19 protein-coding genes and 3 pseudogenes are annotated in these 18,272 nt (G+C 70.9%); 12 read left to right on the top strand and 10 right to left on the bottom strand.

Going from position 1 to position 18,272, the window contains the following annotated elements; genetic code table 11:
- Positions 1-136: 136 nt before the first annotated feature.
- From CRP55_RS26505 to CRP55_RS26465, 9 genes and pseudogenes are all read left to right on the top strand, one after another.
- Positions 137-772 (top strand): NuoI/complex I 23 kDa subunit family protein, encoded by a 636-nt coding sequence (locus CRP55_RS26505; RefSeq protein WP_097322831.1) that lies wholly within the window; start codon positions 137-139, stop codon positions 770-772.
- Positions 769-1,326, top strand: a pseudogene (locus CRP55_RS26500) (NADH-quinone oxidoreductase subunit J family protein); the annotation flags it as partial. The gene CRP55_RS26505 and the pseudogene CRP55_RS26500, both read left to right, overlap by 4 nt.
- A 461-nt stretch (positions 1,327-1,787) precedes the next feature.
- On the top strand, positions 1,788-2,168 hold the full coding sequence (gene nuoK, locus CRP55_RS26495; protein WP_097322830.1) for an NADH-quinone oxidoreductase subunit NuoK: 381 nt from the start codon (positions 1,788-1,790) through the stop codon (positions 2,166-2,168).
- A complete protein-coding gene (locus CRP55_RS26490) occupies positions 2,165-4,060 on the top strand; it encodes an NADH-quinone oxidoreductase subunit 5 family protein (RefSeq protein WP_097322829.1) in 1,896 nt (631 codons plus the stop codon). Before nuoK ends, CRP55_RS26490 begins: the two co-directional genes overlap by 4 nt.
- Entirely contained in the window at positions 4,057-5,556 is a 1,500-nt protein-coding gene (locus tag CRP55_RS26485) for a complex I subunit 4 family protein (protein WP_097322828.1), read from the top strand. The genes CRP55_RS26490 and CRP55_RS26485 overlap by 4 nt, the downstream gene beginning before the upstream one ends.
- A complete protein-coding gene (locus CRP55_RS26480; protein WP_097322827.1) occupies positions 5,553-7,013 on the top strand; it encodes an NADH-quinone oxidoreductase subunit N in 1,461 nt (486 codons plus the stop codon). Before CRP55_RS26485 ends, CRP55_RS26480 begins: the two co-directional genes overlap by 4 nt.
- Before the next feature lie 48 nt (positions 7,014-7,061).
- Positions 7,062-7,970, top strand: a complete 909-nt coding sequence (htpX, locus tag CRP55_RS26475) for a zinc metalloprotease HtpX (protein ID WP_097322826.1) — start codon at positions 7,062-7,064, stop codon at positions 7,968-7,970.
- Positions 7,971-8,129: 159 nt separating this feature from the next.
- The gene (locus tag CRP55_RS26470; RefSeq protein WP_097322825.1) at positions 8,130-9,398 is read left to right on the top strand and encodes an MFS transporter; all 1,269 of its coding nucleotides are present in this window, start codon (positions 8,130-8,132) and stop codon (positions 9,396-9,398) included.
- 34 nt (positions 9,399-9,432) lie between these two features.
- Positions 9,433-9,732: a hypothetical protein gene (locus CRP55_RS26465; protein WP_097322824.1), complete on the top strand. Its 300-nt coding sequence runs from the start codon at positions 9,433-9,435 to the stop codon at positions 9,730-9,732.
- On the opposite strand, the gene CRP55_RS52270 is transcribed toward CRP55_RS26465, so the two are convergent.
- The 4 genes from CRP55_RS52270 to CRP55_RS26450 are packed head-to-tail and all read right to left on the bottom strand — an operon-like array spanning position 9,718 to position 12,665.
- Positions 9,718-10,122 (bottom strand): hypothetical protein, encoded by a 405-nt coding sequence (locus CRP55_RS52270; RefSeq protein ID WP_143234881.1) that lies wholly within the window; start codon positions 10,120-10,122, stop codon positions 9,718-9,720. The genes CRP55_RS26465 and CRP55_RS52270 overlap by 15 nt on opposite strands.
- Complete coding sequence (locus tag CRP55_RS26460; RefSeq protein WP_097322823.1) at positions 10,119-10,784, bottom strand: MOSC domain-containing protein; 666 nt, start codon at positions 10,782-10,784, stop codon at positions 10,119-10,121. Before CRP55_RS26460 ends, CRP55_RS52270 begins: the two co-directional genes overlap by 4 nt.
- Complete coding sequence (locus CRP55_RS26455) at positions 10,781-11,614, bottom strand: GNAT family N-acetyltransferase (RefSeq protein WP_097322822.1); 834 nt, start codon at positions 11,612-11,614, stop codon at positions 10,781-10,783. Before CRP55_RS26455 ends, CRP55_RS26460 begins: the two co-directional genes overlap by 4 nt.
- Positions 11,615-11,654: 40 nt before the next feature.
- Positions 11,655-12,665, bottom strand: a complete 1,011-nt coding sequence (locus tag CRP55_RS26450) for an LLM class flavin-dependent oxidoreductase (protein WP_097322876.1) — start codon at positions 12,663-12,665, stop codon at positions 11,655-11,657.
- A gap of 120 nt (positions 12,666-12,785) precedes the next feature.
- On the opposite strand from CRP55_RS26450, the gene CRP55_RS26445 reads away from it, so the two are divergent.
- Entirely contained in the window at positions 12,786-14,918 is a 2,133-nt protein-coding gene (locus CRP55_RS26445; RefSeq protein ID WP_179855340.1) for an acyltransferase family protein, read from the top strand.
- Here the strand turns inward: CRP55_RS26445 and CRP55_RS26440 are convergent.
- Entirely contained in the window at positions 14,915-15,370 is a 456-nt protein-coding gene (locus CRP55_RS26440) for a DUF1707 SHOCT-like domain-containing protein (protein WP_097322820.1), read from the bottom strand. The genes CRP55_RS26445 and CRP55_RS26440 overlap by 4 nt on opposite strands.
- A gap of 58 nt (positions 15,371-15,428) precedes the next feature.
- On the opposite strand from CRP55_RS26440, the pseudogene CRP55_RS56045 reads away from it, so the two are divergent.
- Both CRP55_RS56045 and CRP55_RS56040 read left to right on the top strand, forming a co-directional pair.
- A pseudogene (locus CRP55_RS56045) lies at positions 15,429-15,644 on the top strand (SAM-dependent methyltransferase); the annotation flags it as partial.
- 121 nt (positions 15,645-15,765) lie between these two features.
- Positions 15,766-15,909: a hypothetical protein gene (locus tag CRP55_RS56040; protein ID WP_342751577.1), complete on the top strand. Its 144-nt coding sequence runs from the start codon at positions 15,766-15,768 to the stop codon at positions 15,907-15,909.
- Here CRP55_RS56040 and CRP55_RS26430 read toward each other — a convergent pair.
- The 5 genes and pseudogenes from CRP55_RS26430 to CRP55_RS26410 form a co-directional block, all read right to left on the bottom strand.
- A complete protein-coding gene (locus CRP55_RS26430) occupies positions 15,900-16,358 on the bottom strand; it encodes a DUF4396 domain-containing protein (RefSeq protein WP_097322819.1) in 459 nt (152 codons plus the stop codon). The genes CRP55_RS56040 and CRP55_RS26430 overlap by 10 nt on opposite strands.
- 155 nt (positions 16,359-16,513) lie before the next feature.
- Positions 16,514-16,642 (bottom strand): annotated as a pseudogene (locus tag CRP55_RS26425) (ArsR/SmtB family transcription factor); the annotation flags it as partial.
- Positions 16,643-16,762: 120 nt separating this feature from the next.
- Positions 16,763-17,164 (bottom strand): arsenate reductase ArsC, encoded by a 402-nt coding sequence (locus CRP55_RS26420; RefSeq protein WP_097322817.1) that lies wholly within the window; start codon positions 17,162-17,164, stop codon positions 16,763-16,765.
- Positions 17,161-17,898, bottom strand: coding sequence for an aquaporin (locus CRP55_RS26415; RefSeq protein WP_097322816.1), 738 nt, complete (start codon positions 17,896-17,898; stop codon positions 17,161-17,163). Before CRP55_RS26415 ends, CRP55_RS26420 begins: the two co-directional genes overlap by 4 nt.
- Positions 17,895-18,245 (bottom strand): ArsR/SmtB family transcription factor, encoded by a 351-nt coding sequence (locus CRP55_RS26410; protein ID WP_438865821.1) that lies wholly within the window; start codon positions 18,243-18,245, stop codon positions 17,895-17,897. Before CRP55_RS26410 ends, CRP55_RS26415 begins: the two co-directional genes overlap by 4 nt.
- Between the last annotated feature and the right edge of the window lie 27 nt (positions 18,246-18,272).

Raw genomic sequence — 18,272 nt, 5'->3', positions numbered from 1 at the left:
GTCGTCCTTCGGAGGCATGTCGCTGGTCATAGCGCTCATGAATCGCCTCCCGGTATTCCTGCCGCGTTCACCGTACCGGAAGATCTGGTGGGGGTGTGCTCGCGTCACTCGGCCGGACGGGGCAGGATGTCTCTTTGTGAGTGACGACGGGGAGCGTGGCACGCCCGGCAAGGGTCTGGTCCAAGGGCTCGCGGTCACGCTCAAGACGATGACCCAGCGGTCCACCACTCAGCAGTACCCGGATGTCGAGCCTGATCTGCCGCCTCGCAGCCGTGGTGTGATCGCGCTGCTCGAGGAGAACTGCACCGTCTGCATGCTCTGTGCCCGGGAGTGCCCGGACTGGTGCATCTACATCGACTCGCACAAGGAAGAGGTCGTCGTCCCGGGCGCCGCGCGGGCTCGTCAGCGCAATGTGCTCGACCGGTTCGACATCGACTTCTCGCTGTGCATGTACTGCGGCATCTGCATCGAGGTCTGCCCGTTCGACGCGCTGCATTGGACGCCCGAGTTCGAATACTCCGAGGTCGACGTCCTCGATCTGCTGCACGACAAGGACCGGCTGGGTGAGTGGATGCGCACCGTGCCTCCGCCGCCGGCCCACGACGTGCTCGGGGAGCCTTCGAAAGAGGAGGCTACGGCGGAACGCAAGGCCGCCGGTCCGGGTGCGGCCACTGCCGCCAAGACCGCGAGGCCTTCCGTACGCCGGACTGGGAGCCCAACCGCACAACGCCCCGCCGAGCAGCGCCCCGCCGAGCAGGAGCCGGAGAAGTGACCGTCGCCGACGCGCTGATGCTGGCTCTCGGCGTGATCGCGGTCGGTTCGGGCGCCCTCGTCGTCACCAGCACCCATCTCGTCCGCGCCGGGCTCTACCTGGTCGTCAGCCTGGGTGCGATCGCCGGCCTGTACCTGGTGCTCGGCGCCGAGCTGGTCGCCTGGGTGCAGGTCCTGGTCTATGTCGGCGCTGTCGTCGTGCTCCTCCTGTTCGCCGTCATGCTCACCCGCGCCCCGATCGGGCCCTCGCCCGACCTCGACCGTCCGGCTGGCCCGGCCGCCCTGATCGGCGCCGGTGTCGGCCTGGGGCTGTCCGTGCTGCTCATGGACGCCTTCCGCTGGACCCGTTACGAGCTGCCCCCGCCCGGCACCGGCCGCCGCGTCGGCGAGCAGATCTTCGGCGCCTGGGTGCTGCCCTTCGAGGTCCTCTCGATCCTGCTGCTGGCCGCCCTGGTCGGCGCGATCGTCCTCTCCCGCCCCGACATCGGCGCCCGCCCCGGCGCCGGCACCGCCGATGTGGCCCCGCCGCCGAGCCCGATCGACGAGTCGCCCGAGGTGGTCGCCCGCCTGGAGCGGATCGCCGCCCGCCAGGCCGCCGCCCAGGCCCGGGTCCGCGCCCAGCACGCGGCCGAGGTCGCCGCGGCCAACCAGGCCGCCGCCGCGGAGAACGGCGCCGCGCAAAACGTGGCCGCGGAGACCGGCACCGCCACCGCCGTCGAGACCCGGCCGGGGGAGCGCCGCGACCCCTCGGAGATGACCCGCGACGAGCTGCTCCGGCAGCAGGCCCACGACGTCGTCTTCCGCGCCCGCGAGGCCGGCCCGACCCTCGGCGGTGAGGATCCACCCCCGCCCGACACCGGCCCGCGCAAGGTGGAGAACACCGTCGGCGAGCCCATCCCCGACGAGGAACAGCCGGCCCTGCCGCCGCCCCCGCCACGTGAGCTTCCGAAGAGCGACGACGCCGCGCCGCGCGAGCTTCCGAAAGAGCGGGAGCTTCCGAAGGGGGACGACGCCTGATGCACGCCGTCATCCCGTACGTCATCGCCGCTCTGCTCTTCGCGCTCGGGGTCTACGGCGTCCTGCGCCGGCGCAACGCGATCCTCGTCCTGATGGCCGTCGAGCTCATGCTGAACGCCGTCAATCTGATCCTGGTCGCGGCCGACGCGTCGATCAAGTCGACGCTCACCGGCGTACAACCGGAGGCCTGGGCCTATCCCGCCGCCGAGCCCAAGGCCGGCGCCATCTTCGCGCTCTTCATCATCGTCATCGCGGCGGCCGAGGTCGGCGTCGGCCTGGCCATCGTGTTGCAGTACTACCGCCTGCGCCGCGCCGTCGTGCTCGACGACGTCGCGCTGCATGAGCACGAGAACGAGGACGAAGAGCAGGTGACCGGGTGACTGCCGCCCTGATCCCCGGCGTGCCGCTGCTGCTGGGCCTGATCGGTCTGCTGCTGCCCCCGGGCGACGGCGACCGGCGCCGCCCGGCCGCCACGCTCGGTATCGCCGGGGCCGCCGCCTCACTCCTCGTGACGCTCAGCCTGTTGCTCTTCGCGCACAAGCCGATCGACGTCAGCACACATTGGGTGAGCATCGGCGGCATCGACCTCACGATCGGCTTCACCGTCGGCGTCGCCGCCCTCTATGTCGCGCTCGCCGTCGCCACGGTTGCCCTCTTCGTGCAGATCTACTCGGTCGCCTATCTGCACGACGACCCGCGCTATGCCCCGTACGCGGCCCAGGTCAGCCTCTTCACCGGCGCCATGCTGCTGGTCGTCACGTCCGGCGACCTGATCGGCGTGCTGGTCGGCTGGGAGGTGATGGGCGCCTGCTCGTACCTGCTCATCGGCCACGACCGCCGCCTGCCCGAGGCGCCCGCCGCCGCCGTGAAGGCGTTCCTGGTCACCCGGGTGGGTGACGTCGGCTTCCTGCTCGGTGTCGCCGTCCTGATCGCCGGCGCCGGCACCTCGCGGATCGCCGACCTGCGCACCCACGACTACTCCAGCGGCACCCTCACCGCCGCCCTGCTGCTGATCCTGGCCGGGGTGGCCGGCAAGAGCGCCCAGTTCCCGCTGCACACCTGGCTGCCCGACGCGATGGCCGGCCCCACGCCGATCTCGGCCCTGATCCACGCGGCCACCATGGTCGCCGCCGGCGTGTACGTCGTCTTCCGGCTCTACCCGCTCTACGACGAGTCGCCGGCCGCGCTCGCCACCCTCGGTGTCATGGCCGCGATCACGATCCTGCTCGGCGCCCTCAGCGCGACCGCCCAGGACGACATGAAGCGCGTCCTCGCCTGGTCGACGGTCAGCCAGATCGGTTACATGACCGGCGCGCTCGCCGTCGGCTCGCCCGCCGCCGCGCTGTTCCACCTGCTCACCCACGCCGCGTTCAAGGCGCTGCTCTTCCTCGCGGCCGGTGCGGTGATCCACGCTGTCGGCACCAACTACCTCTCCCGGATGGGCGGGCTGCGCGAGCACATGCCCGTGACCTTCTGGTCGTTCGTCGTGGGCCTGGGTGCGCTCGCCGGCGTACCCCCACTCTCGGGTTTCTGGTCCAAGGAGAACGTGCTGACCGCGGCCGCCCATGCCACCGAGGGCGGTGGGACGGCGCCGGTGTGGGTCGGCTGGGTGGTCTGGCTGGCCGCCCTGTTCGCCGTCCTGATCACCGCTTGGTACGCGACCCGGCTCCTGCTCTGCGCGTTCTTCGGCATCTCGCGCGAGCACGGACCCGACGGCCCGGACTGGGAGATCGGCTTCGACGACGCCCGCTACACCGCGCCGGCCGTCCCGCACGACCCGCCGGGCGCCATGCGCTGGCCGATTCTGATCCTGACGATCCCGGCCGCTCTGCTCGGCCTGGTCGCGTACGCGCCGGGCTTCCGGACCGCCCTCGAGATGGAAGATCCGCACTTGAGCGTCGCCCTCGTGCTGCCGTTGGTGCTGCTGGCGGCCGGTGCGGGCGCGGCGTGGTGGCTCTGGCAGGCGGTGCCGGGCGCCGATCCGGCCGCGGCGCTGGGCCCGGCCCGGCATCTGTTCGCCTCCGGTTTCCACCTCGACACCATTCAAGACCGATTGGTGGTACGGCCGGTGCGTGCGATCGCCAAAGTCGTCACCGCCACCGACGAAAAGGTGGTGGACGCGGCCGTCGAAGGCACCGGCACCGGAACCACCGGCGTCGGGAACGCGCTGGCCGTGGCCCACCGGGTGCCGCTGCCGACCGCCGCCGTGGCCGTCCTCGCCGGCGCCCTGCTGCTCGGGGCCGTGGCCGTCTGGTTCGGAGCCGCCACATGACGATCTACCAAGTCGCGCTGGTCGCCGTCGTCGCGCTGCCCGCCCTGGGCGCGGCCGTCGTCGCGCTGCTGAAAGACCGCACGGCCCGCCTCGTCGGTACCGGCTTCGCCGCGGTCACGCTCCTGCCGATCATCCTGCTGCCGTTCGCGCGGTCCTCGGCCGACGGCGGCCTCTGGACCGAGGTGGACGTCTCCTGGGTCTCGGCGCTCAACCTCGACTTCCACCTCGGCGTGGACGGCGTCTCCTATCCGCTCGTCGCGTTGACCGGCCTTCTCACGGTGCTCTGCACGGCGTACCTCCAGAAAAGCTCCGGCCGTGCCCTGACCGCCCTGCTGTTGGTCCTCGAAGCCGGCATAGCCGGCACCTTCCTGTCGTTCGACCTCATCTTGTTCTTCCTGTTCTTCGAGGTCGTGCTGCTTCCGATGTACGCCGTGATCGCCGGCTGGGGCGGCGAGGACCGGCGCCGGGCGGCCCGCAAGTTCGTGCTCTACACGCTCTTCGGCTCGGTGTTCCTGCTGCTCGGCGTCGTCACCGTCGCGGTGTCGGCCGGCACCGGCGACCTGGCCGAGCTCGCCGGTGGCGCCGGGCTCGACCGCACCACCCAGTACGCGGCGTTCACCCTGCTGGCCATCGCGTTCGCGGTGAAGGCGCCGCTGTGGCCGCTGCACACCTGGCTGCCCGACGCGCACACCCAGGCCCCGACGGTCGGCTCGGTGATCCTGGCCGGGGTGCTGCTCAAGATGGGCACCTACGGCCTGGTCCGGGTCGGTGTCGGCGTGGCCCCGCTCGGCGCCGAGAAGGCGGCGCCGGTGCTGGGCATCCTGGCCGTGGCCGCGATCCTGGCCGGATCGCTGATCTGTCTGCGGCAGACCGAGCTGAAGCGGCTGATCGCCTACTCCAGCGTCGGGCACATGGGGTTCGTGCTGCTCGGCATCGCCACCCTGAGCGAGACCGGCCTGCAGGCGGCGCTGCTCGGCAACGTCGCGCACGGCCTCATCACCGGCCTGCTGTTCTTCCTGGCCGGAGCGATCAAGGACCGGGCGCACACCGGCGAGCTGTCCGAGCTCGGCGGCCTGCGCGAGACGGCGCCCCGGCTGGCCGGCGTGCTCGGCTTCGCCGCGATCGCCTCCCTCGGGCTGCCGGGGCTGGCCGGCTTCTGGGGCGAGGCCTTCGCCGTCGTGGCCGCCGTCCAGCGCGGCGGCGGGCTGTGGACGACGCTGGCCGTGCTCGCGGCGATCGGCGGGGCGCTCACCGCGGCGTACTTCCTCCGCCTTCTCCGCCGAGTGACCCACGGTCCCGCTCGTGTCCCGGCCACCGTTGCTTCGACCGCCCTCGCACCGGGCGCCAACGGCCACCTCTTGCCGGGCGTCACGACGGTCGAATGGCTGGCCTGGTCGCCGCTGGCCGCGCTGACCTTGGCCGTGGGCCTCGCGCCGGCCCTGGTGCTGATCGCGACCAGCGCACCCGTGCGAGCCCTGACGGAGGCCCTGCCATGACGGCGCAGACAGTCGACCACGTCTCGCTGCTGCCGCTCTACGCCGCGGCGGGCACCGCGGTCCTCGTACTCCTGGCCGACCTGCTCTTCGCCTCCCGAGCCGCGATCTTCGGCGCCCTGACCTCCGGCGGCATCGCCACCGCGGCCGGCGCGATCGTCGTCGGCGGTTCCCGGGTGGGCACGTTCTGCGCCGCGTCCTCGTGCTCGTGGGTGCCGAGCCCGCTGGCCATGGTGGCCGCCGTCGTCTTCGCCGGCCTGACCGTCGGCGTGCTCGGACTCTCCGTGCCGTCACTACGCCTCGGCACCGCCCCGGCGGGGGAGTTCTGCTTCCTGCTCGCCTGCTCGATGACCGGCGGCGTCGTGGTCGGCTACGCCGGCGACCTCATCACCCTGATCGTCGGCGTGGAGACGCTGACCCTGCCGCTCTACCTTCTCGTCGGCCTGCGCCGCTTCGTGCCCGGCGAGAAGGTCAGCACGGCCTCCGCCTCCGCCTCGGTCACCTTCTTCCTGATCAGCGTCATCTCGACGGCGATCGCCCTGCTCGGCGCGGCCCTCAACTACGCGGCCACCGGCGCCCTGCACCTCGACCGCCTCGTCGACGGCGTCGGCCCGTTCGCTCCGGTGGCCAACGCCGGAGTCGCGCTGCTGGTCATCGGCCTGGCCTTCAAGGTGGCGGCCGTGCCCCTGCACGCCTGGGCCCCGGCGACGTACGAGGGCGCGCCGCTGCCGGTCGCCGCCTACCTGTCGACGGCCTCGAAACTGGGCGGTGTGCTGGCCCTCGCGGCGATCGTCGCCCGGGTCGACGCGGCCGCGCTCACCGGCGTCCTGGCCGTGCTGACGATGACGGTGGGTAACCTCGTCGCCCTCCGGCAGACCCGGATGGTCCGCCTGCTGGCGTGGTCGTCGATCGCCCAGGCCGGCTACATCCTGGCCGCGCTGGCGCTGGGCGGCGCCGGGGTGGCGGCCGCGGCCGCGTACTCCGTCTTCTTCGTGGTCCTGGAGCTGATCGCCTTCGGCGTGGTGGTGGCGTTGCGGCCGCCGGGCGCGGACGGCGGATCGCTGCTCGCCTACCGAGGGGCGGGAAGGCGCTCGCCGTGGCTGGGGGCGGCGCTGGTGCTGGCCTTCGCCGGCCTGGCCGGTCTGCCGCCGGGCCTGGCCGGGCTGTTCGCCAAGGTCACCGTGGTGGACGCCCTGATCGACAACGGGCACGGGTGGCTGGCCGGGGTGGTGGCGCTCAACGCGGTGATCGGTCTGGCCTACTACGTACGGGTGTCGGCACTGCTCTACACGAAGCCCGAGGCGCCGGGCATTTCGGTCGTCGATCCGGCTCTGCTCGAGGCGGCCACACACCCGCGCCTGCCGGTCTCCCGCGCCGTCGGCTTCGTCCTGGCCGCCGCCTCGCTGGTGGCCGTGGCCCTCGGCTTCGCCCCGCAGTTGCTCTTCGACGCGCTCAGCTAACTCACAGTCCGTGACGGATGAATTCTCTGGTGGGCGATGTTCCATGGGATGCGGGTCCTACCGGATCCGCATCCCGAAGGAGTATCTGTGCACAGCCATCACAACGGCCTCAAGACGGCCGCTCTGCTGGGTCTGCTCACCGCCCTCATCCTGGGCGCGGGCTACTGGCTCGGCGGCAGCGGCGGCCTGGTGTTCGCGGTGTTCATCTCGCTGGCCCTGAACGCCGGCTCGTATTTCTTCTCCGACAAGCTGGCCCTGCGGGCGATGCGCGCGCAGCCGGTCAGCGAAGCCGAGTTCCCGGCCCTCCACCAGATCGTCCGCGAGCTGGCGACCACCGCCGGTCAGCCCATGCCGCGGCTCTACGTCTCACCGACGATGCAGCCGAACGCGTTCGCGACCGGCCGTAACCCCCAGCACGCCGCCGTCGCCGTGACCACCGGCATCACCCAGTTGCTCGACCGGCGTGAGCTGCGGGCCGTCATCGGCCACGAGCTCTCCCACGTCTACAACCGGGACATCCTGATCTCGAGTGTGGCGGCCGCGCTGGCCGGCATCATCACGAGCATCGCGCAGCTGGCGATCTTCCTGCCGCTGGGCGGTTCGGACGACGACGACAGCCCCAACCCGGCCGCGCTGCTGGCGATGCTGATCCTCGGCCCGATGGCGGCGACGATCATCCAGCTGGCGATCAGCCGCAACCGGGAGTACCAGGCGGATGCCGACGGCGCCGCGCTGACCGGTGACCCGCTGGCTCTGGCCAGTGCTCTCGAGAAGATTCAGTACGGGGCGCAGCGCCTGCCCCTGCCGGCCGACAACCGGCTCACCAGCGCCGCGCACCTGATGATCGCCAACCCTCTCAAGGGCGGCGGCATCGCCTCGCTCTTCTCCACCCACCCGCCCATGGAGCAGCGCGTCGCGCGCCTGCGCCAGCAGGCCGGTGCCATCCAGTACCGCTGACCCGTCAGTCCGCCAGGGCCGTCCGCGTAAGCGGGCGGCCCTCCGCTGTGTTTCCGGACACCGGCGCCGGGATTTCGGATGTGTCACGCCCGGCCCCGGCGTTAGGGTCGTGGACCGTATCGGTCGTTACTTGGTGGGACCTTTCGAAGGAGCGAAGAAGTGACCGCGTTGCGTCAGTACCTGGGCGTTTGGCACCTGCCGGGCGGACGGGTCCTACTCAGCGTGGGGATTCTTGCCCGGCTAGGCATCGGCATGACCCCGCTGGCCCTGCTGCTTCTCGTCCAGCAGGAGACCGGCCGCTACGCCGCGGCGGGTCTGGCCGGCGGTGTGTACGCCCTGGCCGGCGCCGCCGTGAGCCCGATCGCCGGCCGTCTGGCCGATCGCATCGGCCCGTCCCCGATCCTGTTCGCCACCGCGGTCCTGCACCCTCTGGCTCTTGTCGCCCTGGTCCTGGTCAGCCGCTCCGGCGAGTCCGCCCTGCCCTGGATCTTCGTGGCGTCGGCGGTGGCCGGCGCCACGTACCCGCCGCTGACCGCGGCCATCCGGCGGGCCTGGACCGACATGACCGAGATCGGCGGCGGCAACCACCACCTGCGCGGCGCCGCCATGGCCGCCGAGACCTCCCTGTTCGAGCTGGTCTTCGTCCTCGGCCCGATGCTCGTGGCCGCCCTGGTCGTGATCACCAGCAATCCCGCCACGGCCCTGCTCGGCGCCGCCGGCGCCACCCTGCTCGGCACCTTGGTGATCGCCCGTCTGCCCGTGATGCGCGGCTGGCACCGCCACGAGGAGATCGACGCCGCCCGCGGCCTGGGCCCGCTGAAGGTCTCCGGCTTCCCGGCCCTGCTCCTGTGCGTGGTCGCCCTCGGCATGGCCTTCGGCGCGGCCGGCGTCATCGTCCCCGCCTACGCCACCCACCACGGCGGCGGGGACGGCCTGGGCGGCGTCCTGCTGGGCATCTGGGGCGTGGGCAGCGCCATCGGCGGCATCTGGTTCGGCACCCGCCGCCCCGCGATGCCCCTCCCGCGCCAGTTCGCCTGGCTGCTGGGCAGCGTCTCCTTGAGCTTCCTGATCCTGGCCTTCATGCCGAGCCCACTCTGGCTGGGTGCGGCCCTGGTGCTGGGCGGCGCGACAATCGCCCCGGCCTTGACGGTGGAGAGCAACCTGGTGGGCCGCCTGGCCCCACCATCGATGCTGAACGAGGCCTACACCTGGATCGTCACCGTCTCGGTGACGGGCAGCGCAGCCGGCGGCGCCGTGGCCGGCGCCATCGTCGACCGCCCCGGCGGCCTTCCGTGGGCGTTCGTCTTCGCCGCGGTGGTCCTCATGGTCGCGGCCTTGGTCGCCGCCATCCCACACGGCTCCATCGCCCAGGCCGACCGCCGCGCCACCGACCGCCTCCGCCAGGCCCTGGCCACCGAGCCGGCGTGATCAGATGCTCGTATGGAGCTCACCAAGCAGTTCAGTGACGATCAATACGCCGTCGCGCTGGAATCCTGGTCCTGGCTGGCCCAGCCGCGCCGAACTGATCGCCACCCTGGAAACAGAAGACGGCCAAGACGAGTTCCTGCAGGGCGCACTGGCGATGGCCGCGTTCCACCGGCGGGGCCTGAGCCTGAGCGACGACGAGGTGTACGCCTACGCGCCGCCCCCCATCATCACCGGCAGCTTCGCCGCCGACGAGATCCAGGTGTTCCCCTTCTCCGTCGTCGTCAACCTGGCCGGCCAGCTCCACCAGCAACTGCGCACCTCACCGGCTACCTAAGGCTGGTCTGCGCCGGTTGGGTCGATCACTGGCAACGACTACGTCGATGATGTCGTCCCGCTGCAGTTCGGGGACGGTGGCCAGACCAGGCCGTTGTTGAGAACGGAACGCCACTCGGCGAACTCCGACAGCAGCAGTTGCTCTCGGGGGATGCGGGCGGTAATGAGCACCGCGGCGGGTGGCCGCGGCGCGGAGCCAGGTGTAGGCGCGCAGGAAGTACGGGTAGATGAGGTCCTCGCGGCCGCTGATCGTGCCTTCGCGGGTCAGCGTCTCCCATGCGGCGGCCGACTGCACCGTCCACAGCGTGAGGGTCTCCGCATGCAGATCGCAGCCGAGCCTCCCGGGCGGCAGGGCCTGGTCGACGCGAACGGCTCGTGCGTGCGAGGTCACAGGCGGGCGATTCGTTCCTCCACCTCGGCTCGCAAATGCTCGGACATGCCGTCGGCCTCCAGGAGGCGGGGGAGGGAGGCCGGGTCGAACATGTAGATGGCGAAGGCCTCGGTGACCGTCATGCCGCGGGTGGGGCGGTGGATGATGTCGATCGGGTCACCCGCGCGGACCTGGCCGGGGGTGACCACTCGCAGGTACGTGCCGGTTCGGTTTTCGCGGGCGAAGCGCTTCAGCCACTTCTGCTCTCCCATCTTCGCCTGGAACGTGGCGCACGGGATGCGGCCGAAGGTCGGTGAGAGCTCCAGCGTGTCGCCGATCCGCCACACCTCGCCGATCTGGGTGGCCAGGAGGTCCAGGCCCTCCGTGGTCAGATTTTCGCCGAACATGCCGTCGGGCAGGGTGCGGCCCAGCTCGGCCTCCCACCAGTCGTAGTCCTCACGGGAGTACGCGTACACGGCCTGGTCGTCGCCTCCGTGGTGCTTCGTGTCGCCGATCTCGTCGCCCACGACGCCGCTGTGCAGGCCGGTCCGCTTGGGGCCGGGGGCGCGCACGTCGACGGGGTGAGCGACCGGCTCCTTGTAGATGCCGGTCTTTCCGACCTTTTTCGCCGGGTTCGGGCGCATTGCGCCGACGCTCACCGAAAGGACCTTGCCGTCTGTCATGCCGCCAACTCCAGGATCACTCGATCTTCCACGGGACGGTAGCCCAGCCGCTGGTAGAGCCGGTTGCTGGTCGGGTTGGCCAGGTCGGTGTTGAGCACCACTTCGCCGACATCGAGGGCCAGGGCCGATCGGGTGGCGGCCACGGTGACGCCGGCCGCGTAGCCGTGACCGCGGGAAGCCGGCGGCGTGTACACGATCTGCACGCGGGCCATGCCGGAGTCGGGGCGGGAGCGGATGGCCATCGAGACCGGGCCGTCGCCGTCCTCCCAGAGCAGCACGCCGCCGTACCCGATCCGGTCGTCCATCACCGCGCCGATGTCGCCGAAGCCCTCCTCGCCGATCTCGGCGTAGAACGCCTTCTGCCACTCCACCAGCAGGTCACGGTCGCCGGCGGTGGCGAGGCGGGCCCGGCCGGGCGGCGACGGGTCGGCGAGGGCCTCCAGCCGGTAGAGACGCGTGCGGCGACGGGCCGACGGCGCTTTTCCGGTGCGCCGCCGCCAGGCGGCAGCGAAGATCTCCTCGGACTCGGCCAGGAGATTCACTTGCGGAGTTGGTGGTACGTCCGTAGCGGCGGCCGCCGCGGCCTCGGGCGGCAGCACGCTCATCATCATCGGGTGCGGCGGTGTTCGCAGGAGCGCCCCGTCGACGGTGCCTGACGCCGTACGCCAGAAACCGAAGATCGGATCCGACGGCCCGAACGCCCGGAGCCCCCGGCGCCGCAAGGCGTCGATCACCGTGAGAAAGACGGTGTGCCGGACCGGCCGCGAAGCGAGGAAGTCTCCCGCGGCCGCGGCGAACTCGTCGATGTCGTGGGTCAGCCGCCAGCTCATGCAGCGATCCTCGTCAGTGGCCGCCCGGCGCGCACCCTAATTACAGGCCCCACGCCTTTGCTATCCGGGCCAGGGAGTCCTGCCGCGTGGCCGGGTCGTAGACCGTGCCGGCCAGCATCAGCTCCTGCGCCCCGGTGCGCTCGACCAGCTCGTCGAGGGCGGCCACGACCTCCTCGGCGGTGCCCGCGTATTGCGTGCCCGGCAGCGACTCGAGCATGCTCCGGTCGAGGTCGCTGAGCTCGACCGACGCCGCCGTCTCGGGCGAGACGATCGGGCCGAGGCGCCCGGTGCGCAGGCTCAGCGCCATGATCCGGCTGGGGCCGGCCAGCCACTGCGCCTCCTCGGTCGTCTCGGCGGCGATCACCGAGGCGCTGACCATGGCCCACGGCTCGGGGTAGCGCGGCGACGGCTTGAACCCGGCCCGGTAGAGGTGCAGCGCTTTGTCCACATCGGAGCTCATCGCGAAGTGATATGCGTAACAGAAGGGCAGGCCGAGGGCGGCCGCGACCTGAGCCCCGTACGTGGAGGAGCCCAGCATCCACACCTCGGGGTAGGTCTCGGCCACCGGTGTCGCCCGCAGGGATGACGGCTCGATGCGGTCGTCGCCGAGCAGGGACAGCACGGTCTGGAGATGCTCGGGGAACTGCTCGACGGTCAGGTAGGGCGAGACGCCGCGCAGCGCGGCCGCCGTGGCCTGGTCGGTGCCGGGGGCGCGGCCGATGCCGAGGTCGACGCGCCCCGGGTAGAGCGCCTCGAGGATGGCGAACTGCTCGGCGACCACGAACGGCATGTGGTTCGGCAGCATGACGCCACCCGATCCGACACGGATCGTTGTGGTTTGTGCGGCTATCGCACCGATCAGGACCGGCGGTGAGGTGGACGCGACGGCCGGCATGTTGTGGTGCTCTGCTACCCAGAAGCGGGCGTAGCCCAACTGGTCGGCGGTCTGCGCGATCTCGACCGTGCCGCGCAGGGCATCCGCGCTGGAATGCCCCTCACGCACCGTGGCCAGGTCGAGGACGGAAAGTGGGACACGGTCCGCGGTGGTCACGATCCGACCCTAGCGCGTCGGCTACCGGGTCGACCTGTGCCCAGGTCATCGGTATCTTGTGCGACGACCATGAACCCTCGACGTGCGGTGACTGTCAACCCTCGACTGGAGCAGCAACTCATGGTGTCCTCCACCATCGAAGTCCGGGAAGCCCCGGCCACCCCGCCCGCACGCCGGGCGGAGGGAGCCCACATCGGCTTCCGTCCGGACATCGAGGGTCTGCGGGCCATCGCCGTGACGCTGGTCGTGCTCAGCCACGCGGGCCTGAGCACCTTCGCCGGCGGATATGTCGGCGTGGACGTGTTCTTCGTCATCTCCGGCTTCCTCATCACGACGCTGCTGCTGAAGGAGCTGAACAAGACCGGGAAGATCTCGCTGCCCGGCTTCTACTCGCGGCGCGCGATCCGCCTGCTGCCGGTCTCGACCGTGGTCGTGGTCGCCACGATCGTGGCCGCCTGGCTCTTCGTTCCGGCCACACGCTTCAAGTCGATCACGCTCGACGGCCTGTTCAGCACCTTCTACGGCATCAACTGGCGTCTGGCGTACGAGGGGACGGACTACCTCAACGCGACAGCGGCTCCCTCGCCTCTGCAGCACCTGTGGTCGCTCGCCGTCGAGGAGCAGTTCTACCTGGTCTGGCCGCTGCTGCTGCTCGCCGTCTGGGCCGGCGCCCGCAAGAACCGCCGGGCCGCGATCGCGCTGAGCGCCCTGGTCGTGGTCTCGCTGATCGTCAGCGTCCAGCAGACGGCCAACGCGGCGCCGTGGGCCTACTTCGGCTCGCACACCCGGGCCTGGGAGCTCGGCATCGGGGCGCTGGTCGCCCTGGCGGCCGCCCGTCTCAGCCGTACACCCAAAGCTCTGGCCGCGGTCCTGACCTGGGGTGGCCTCGTCGCCGTGGTCATCGCGGCCGTGACCTACGACGAGTCGACGGCCTTCCCCGGCTCGGCCGCCCTGCTTCCGGTGCTGGGCACCGCCGCCGTGATCGCCGGCGGCACGTCGGCCGAGGGCTGGGGCGCGGGCCGCGTGATCGGCACGGCGCCGTTCCGGTTCATCGGCAAGCTGTCCTACGGCTGGTACCTCTGGCACTGGCCGGTCCTGATGATCTGGCCGCTGGCCTTCATGCGCGACGCCGGCGTCAAGTCGAACCTGGTGTTCGCAGTCGGTGCGCTCGGGCTCGCCTTCATCACGTACCACCTGGTCGAAAATCCGGTCCGGATGCGGCCCTGGCTGCGTTCGCGGGCCCGCCGCGGTCTGGCCCTGGGCCTGATCCTGTCGGCCGGGGTGGCCGCGCTGTCGCTGATCGCCGGCCAGTTCACGCCGCCGATCCCGACCGGACCGGCCACATTCGACACCGCGGCCGAGGTGGCCAAGGCCGGCGATCCGCAGGCCCGGCTCACCCAGCTGATCACCGGCTCGATCCGCGGCTCCCGCCTGCCGGACAACCTGACGCCGAAACTCACCGAGGCACAGGGGCAGAACCCGGTCATCTACAAGGACCTCTGCCACCTCGGATACGGCGACAGCAAGCAGGACCGGCCCTGCGTCTACGGCGACCCGAACGGCGCCAAGACGATGTACCTGATCGGCGACTCGCACGCGGCCCAGTGGTTCGCGGCGGTCGACGGGGTGGCCCGCGCGCAGGGCTGGAAGCTGGTCGCGCTGACCAAGGCGGCCTGCCAGCTGCCGGCGGTGCTCAACTTCAACGTGGTGCTCAACAAGCCGTACACCGAATGCGTCGCCTGGCGTGACCAGATCGTCGACCGTGTCGTGGCCGCCAAGCCCGACCTGGTCGTCATGGCCTCCAACGACCTCGACAACGGCGGCATCTACGACGCCGACGGCAAGCTGATCGAGCGGCCCGGCCTGGCCGACGACCCGGCCTGGGTGCAGGCCTGGCAGAAGACGTGGACCAAGCTGGGCGGCATCAAGAACAAGGTGCTGCTCCAGGACACCCCGTACCCGGTGGACGTGGTCCCGGAGTGCGCGGCGACCAACCCGCGACAGATCTTCAAGTGCGACCGCTCGCAGGTCCGGGCCATCCAGGAGCCGCAGCGCCGGGCGATGGTCGCCGAGCAGGCCGCCAAGAACGGCATCCGGGTGATCGACCCGACGCCGTGGTTCTGCGCGAACAAGAAGTGCCCGATCCTGGTCGGCAACACGCTGGTCTACAAGGACGACAACCACATGTCGCTGGCCTACTCGGAGGCGCTCGCCCCGGTGCTCGGCCAGGCGCTCTTCCCGGCCGGGCGCTAACGCCGCTGCTGGTGACGGATGGCCTGGACGCCGACCGTCACCGCGGCGAGGGCGGCGCCCGGCGCGAGCAGCCACACCGGCCACGGGTAGACGTCGCCGTCCACAGTGGCGGCGACCAGCCCGAAGACGACCAGGTTGACGGTGGCCAGGGCGGCCCAGATGGTCCAGAGCACCATCATCGCGGTCGGCAGCCGGCGCGCCTCGCGGCGCTCCTCGGCCTCGCGCCGGGCGCGGACCTCGGTCGCGCTGAGGCCGGGACGCGGCAGGTCGGTGAGGAGCAGAAGCAGTTCCTGGTACGTCTTGGAGTTGTAGGCCGAGCGCACGCGGTCGTCGTATTCGTCGAGGCTGAGCCGGCCCTCGTCGAGCGCGGACTTGAGCTGCTCGGCGACCTTGTGCCGATCGGCGTCGGCGGCACGCATCGTCTCGATGTCGGTCCGGACCTCTTTCGTCATCGGACACTCCCTTTACGCACCCCTGCCGACCGGGTCAGGCTAGCGGAGTGAGACCACTATGAGATACAGCGACGTGGCGGCCCGCAACCGCGAGGCCTACGGTCCGCGCGCGGCCGCCGACCGCGACAGGTTCACCAAAGAGCCGTGGAAGCTGGCCGAGAGGGCGGCGTTCCTCGACCGGCTCCGGGCGGCCCGGGCGGTCACGCTGCTCGAGGTCGGCTCGGGCACGGGCCAGGACAGCGCCTGGTTCCAGTCGTCGGGCCTGGACGTGACGGCGGTCGACCTGTCGCCGTCGATGGTCTCCGTCACCGAGGCCAAGGCGCCCCGGCGGGCTGTTCCACCGGGGCGTCTACGGCGGCAAGCACGAGGAGGGCGTCGCGGCGAACGACCACCATGTGCCGCCGCGATTCTTCGCCTTCCGCTCCGACCAGGAGCTGCTGGAACAGGCGGCCCGCCACTTCGAGATTCTCGACTTCCATGTGTACGCGGCGGGCGTCCGGTATCAGTCGCTGACGCTGGTCCGCCCCGTTCAGTGGTGATGGTGGTAGTGGTGCGCGACGGCGTGCCCCTTGCCCCGCGAGATCATCCACCGGTTGACCGGCACGGTGACGACGAAGGCGATGGCGAGCGCCGCGACCAGGCTGCCCCAGAAGAGCGGGTCAGCGAGGCCGGCTTCCATCGCGCCCGGGATGACGAGTAGGGCGGCGTTGTCCACGAGCTCCATCACGGCGATGGAGACGGTGTCGGCGGCCAGGGCGACGCCGAGGGCCTGCTGGAAGCTCAGGCCGGCCTTGAGGACGGGCCGGATGGCCAGCGAGTAGCCGAACAGGAAGGCCAGGGCGACGGAGAGCGCGATGGTCGCCCCGTTGCCCCAGCCGAGCGCCGTCCCGATGACCATGCCCAGGATCTCCCCGATGGCACAGCCGGTGAGGCAGTGCAGAGTCGCCGAGACAGCCGACCGAGTCAATTCCTTCGATGCCGTAGTCATGTGACGAAGATACCCCAAGGGGGTATCTTCAGGAGTCGTAGAAGTGATGGGGGTCACATCAATTACTTCGGTGCGGTCACTGGCTGATCGTGTTGCGGCCGGGGCCGCCGAAGAGCCTGTCGGTTCCGGCGCCGATTCGTGCCACTTGGCGATCTTCAGGGCTGCTTCGACAGGGCGGCCAGGGCGGACGGCACCACGCGGTAGTAGACCCATGTGGCACGCCGCTCCGAGGTGACCAGGCCGGCGTCGCGGAGCACCTTCAGGTGGTGCGAGATGGTCGGACCGATCCACTACGCCAGGCCGACCCGGCAACAGTCGATGTTCATCGACCCATGAGCGGCGAGCACGCGTACGACGTCGCGGTGCTCGCGATCAGGATCGGCGCCGTCCGCCCACTGTCTGACCTAGCCGTCAAGCTCAGTGATCAGCTTGTCGATCCTGGCGCGTATCTCGTCGCGCACACCACGGACCACCTCGATCGGCTGGCCGGCCGGGTCGGTGAGCTCCCAGTCCTCGTAGCGCTTGCCGGGGAAGTGCGGGCAGGTGTCGCCGCAGCCCATGGTGACGATGACGTCGCTGGCTTGAGCGGCGGCGTCGCTGAGTTTCTTCGGTTCCTCAGCGGTGATGTCGATGCCGACCTCGGCCATGGCTTGGATCGCGATTGGGTTGATCTGGTCAGCCGGTTCGGAGCCGGCCGAGCGGACCTCGATGCGATCCCCGGCAAGGTGACGCAGCCAGCCGGCGGCCATCTGCGAGCGGCCGGCGTTGTGGACGCAGACGAACAGGACGCTGGGCTTGGCGGTCATGGTTCACTCCGGCGATCAGTTGATGGGGATGCTGGGACGACGACATCGGCGGCGTGGTTCGCAGCGGTCGGGAACCACCACGCGATAGCCGCGAGGGCGACGATGGCGCCCGCGACCTGGGCGATGATGAAGCCGGGAGCCGAACCCGGTGCGATGCCGGCGAACGTGTCGCTGAACATGCGGCCGACGGTCACGGCCGGGTTGGCGAAACTGGTGGACGACGTCCACCAGTAGGCAGCGCCGATGTAAGCGCCGACAGCGGCGGGAGCGGTCGAGGTCCGGCCCGAGCGAGCCAGCGAGACGATCAGCAGAATCAGGCCCGCCGTCGCCGCGACCTCCGCCAGCCACAGGCTCCCACCATCGCGCTCGGTGTGGGACGAAGTGACGGCGGACAGGCCGAACATTGCGTTGACGAGCACCGCACCGGTGATGGCCCCGAGCGTCTGCGCCGCCGCGTAGCCCGCCAGTTCCCGTCCGGTCAGGCCGGCGCCGGCGCGACGGCCGAGCCACCAGTCGACGGCCGAGACGACCGGGTTGAAGTGCGCGCCGGAGACCGGGCCGAACATCAGGATCAGCGCACCCAGGGCGAACGCCGTGGCGATCGCGTTCTCCAGCAGTTGAAGCCCAACGTCCCGCGGCGACAGACGAGAAGCGGCGATGCCCGAGCCGACCACCGCGGCGACCAACAGGCCGGTACCGGCGAACTCGGCACTCAGCCGACGAGCCAGGCTCACGCCTCAGCCGCGACGGCCATCGCCGAGGTGTCGAGCAGCTTCGACAGCGCGGCCAGGGCGGATGGCACCACGCGGTAATAGACCCAACTGCCTCGCCGCTCAGAGGTGACCAGACCGGCATCACGGAGCACCTTCAAGTGGTGCGAGATCGTCGGCCCCGACTGGGTGAACGCGTCGGTCAGCTCACAGACGCAGACCTCGTCGCCGGCGCGGGCCGCAATCATCGACAGCAGCCGTAGCCGCGCCGGATCCCCGAGCGCCTTGAAGCCTTTCGCCAGCCCGACCGCATCGATCTCGGCCAGGGGCTCCGCGACCATGGGGGCGCAGCAGTCCGGTCCGGCGAGCACTACGAGTTCTTGATTCGACACCCGTCG

This window comes from Paractinoplanes atraurantiacus (genome assembly GCF_900215205.1).
In the GTDB taxonomy this organism is placed as follows: domain Bacteria; phylum Actinomycetota; class Actinomycetes; order Mycobacteriales; family Micromonosporaceae; genus Actinoplanes; species Actinoplanes atraurantiacus.
This window is presented reverse-complemented; position numbering and strand designations above follow the sequence as displayed.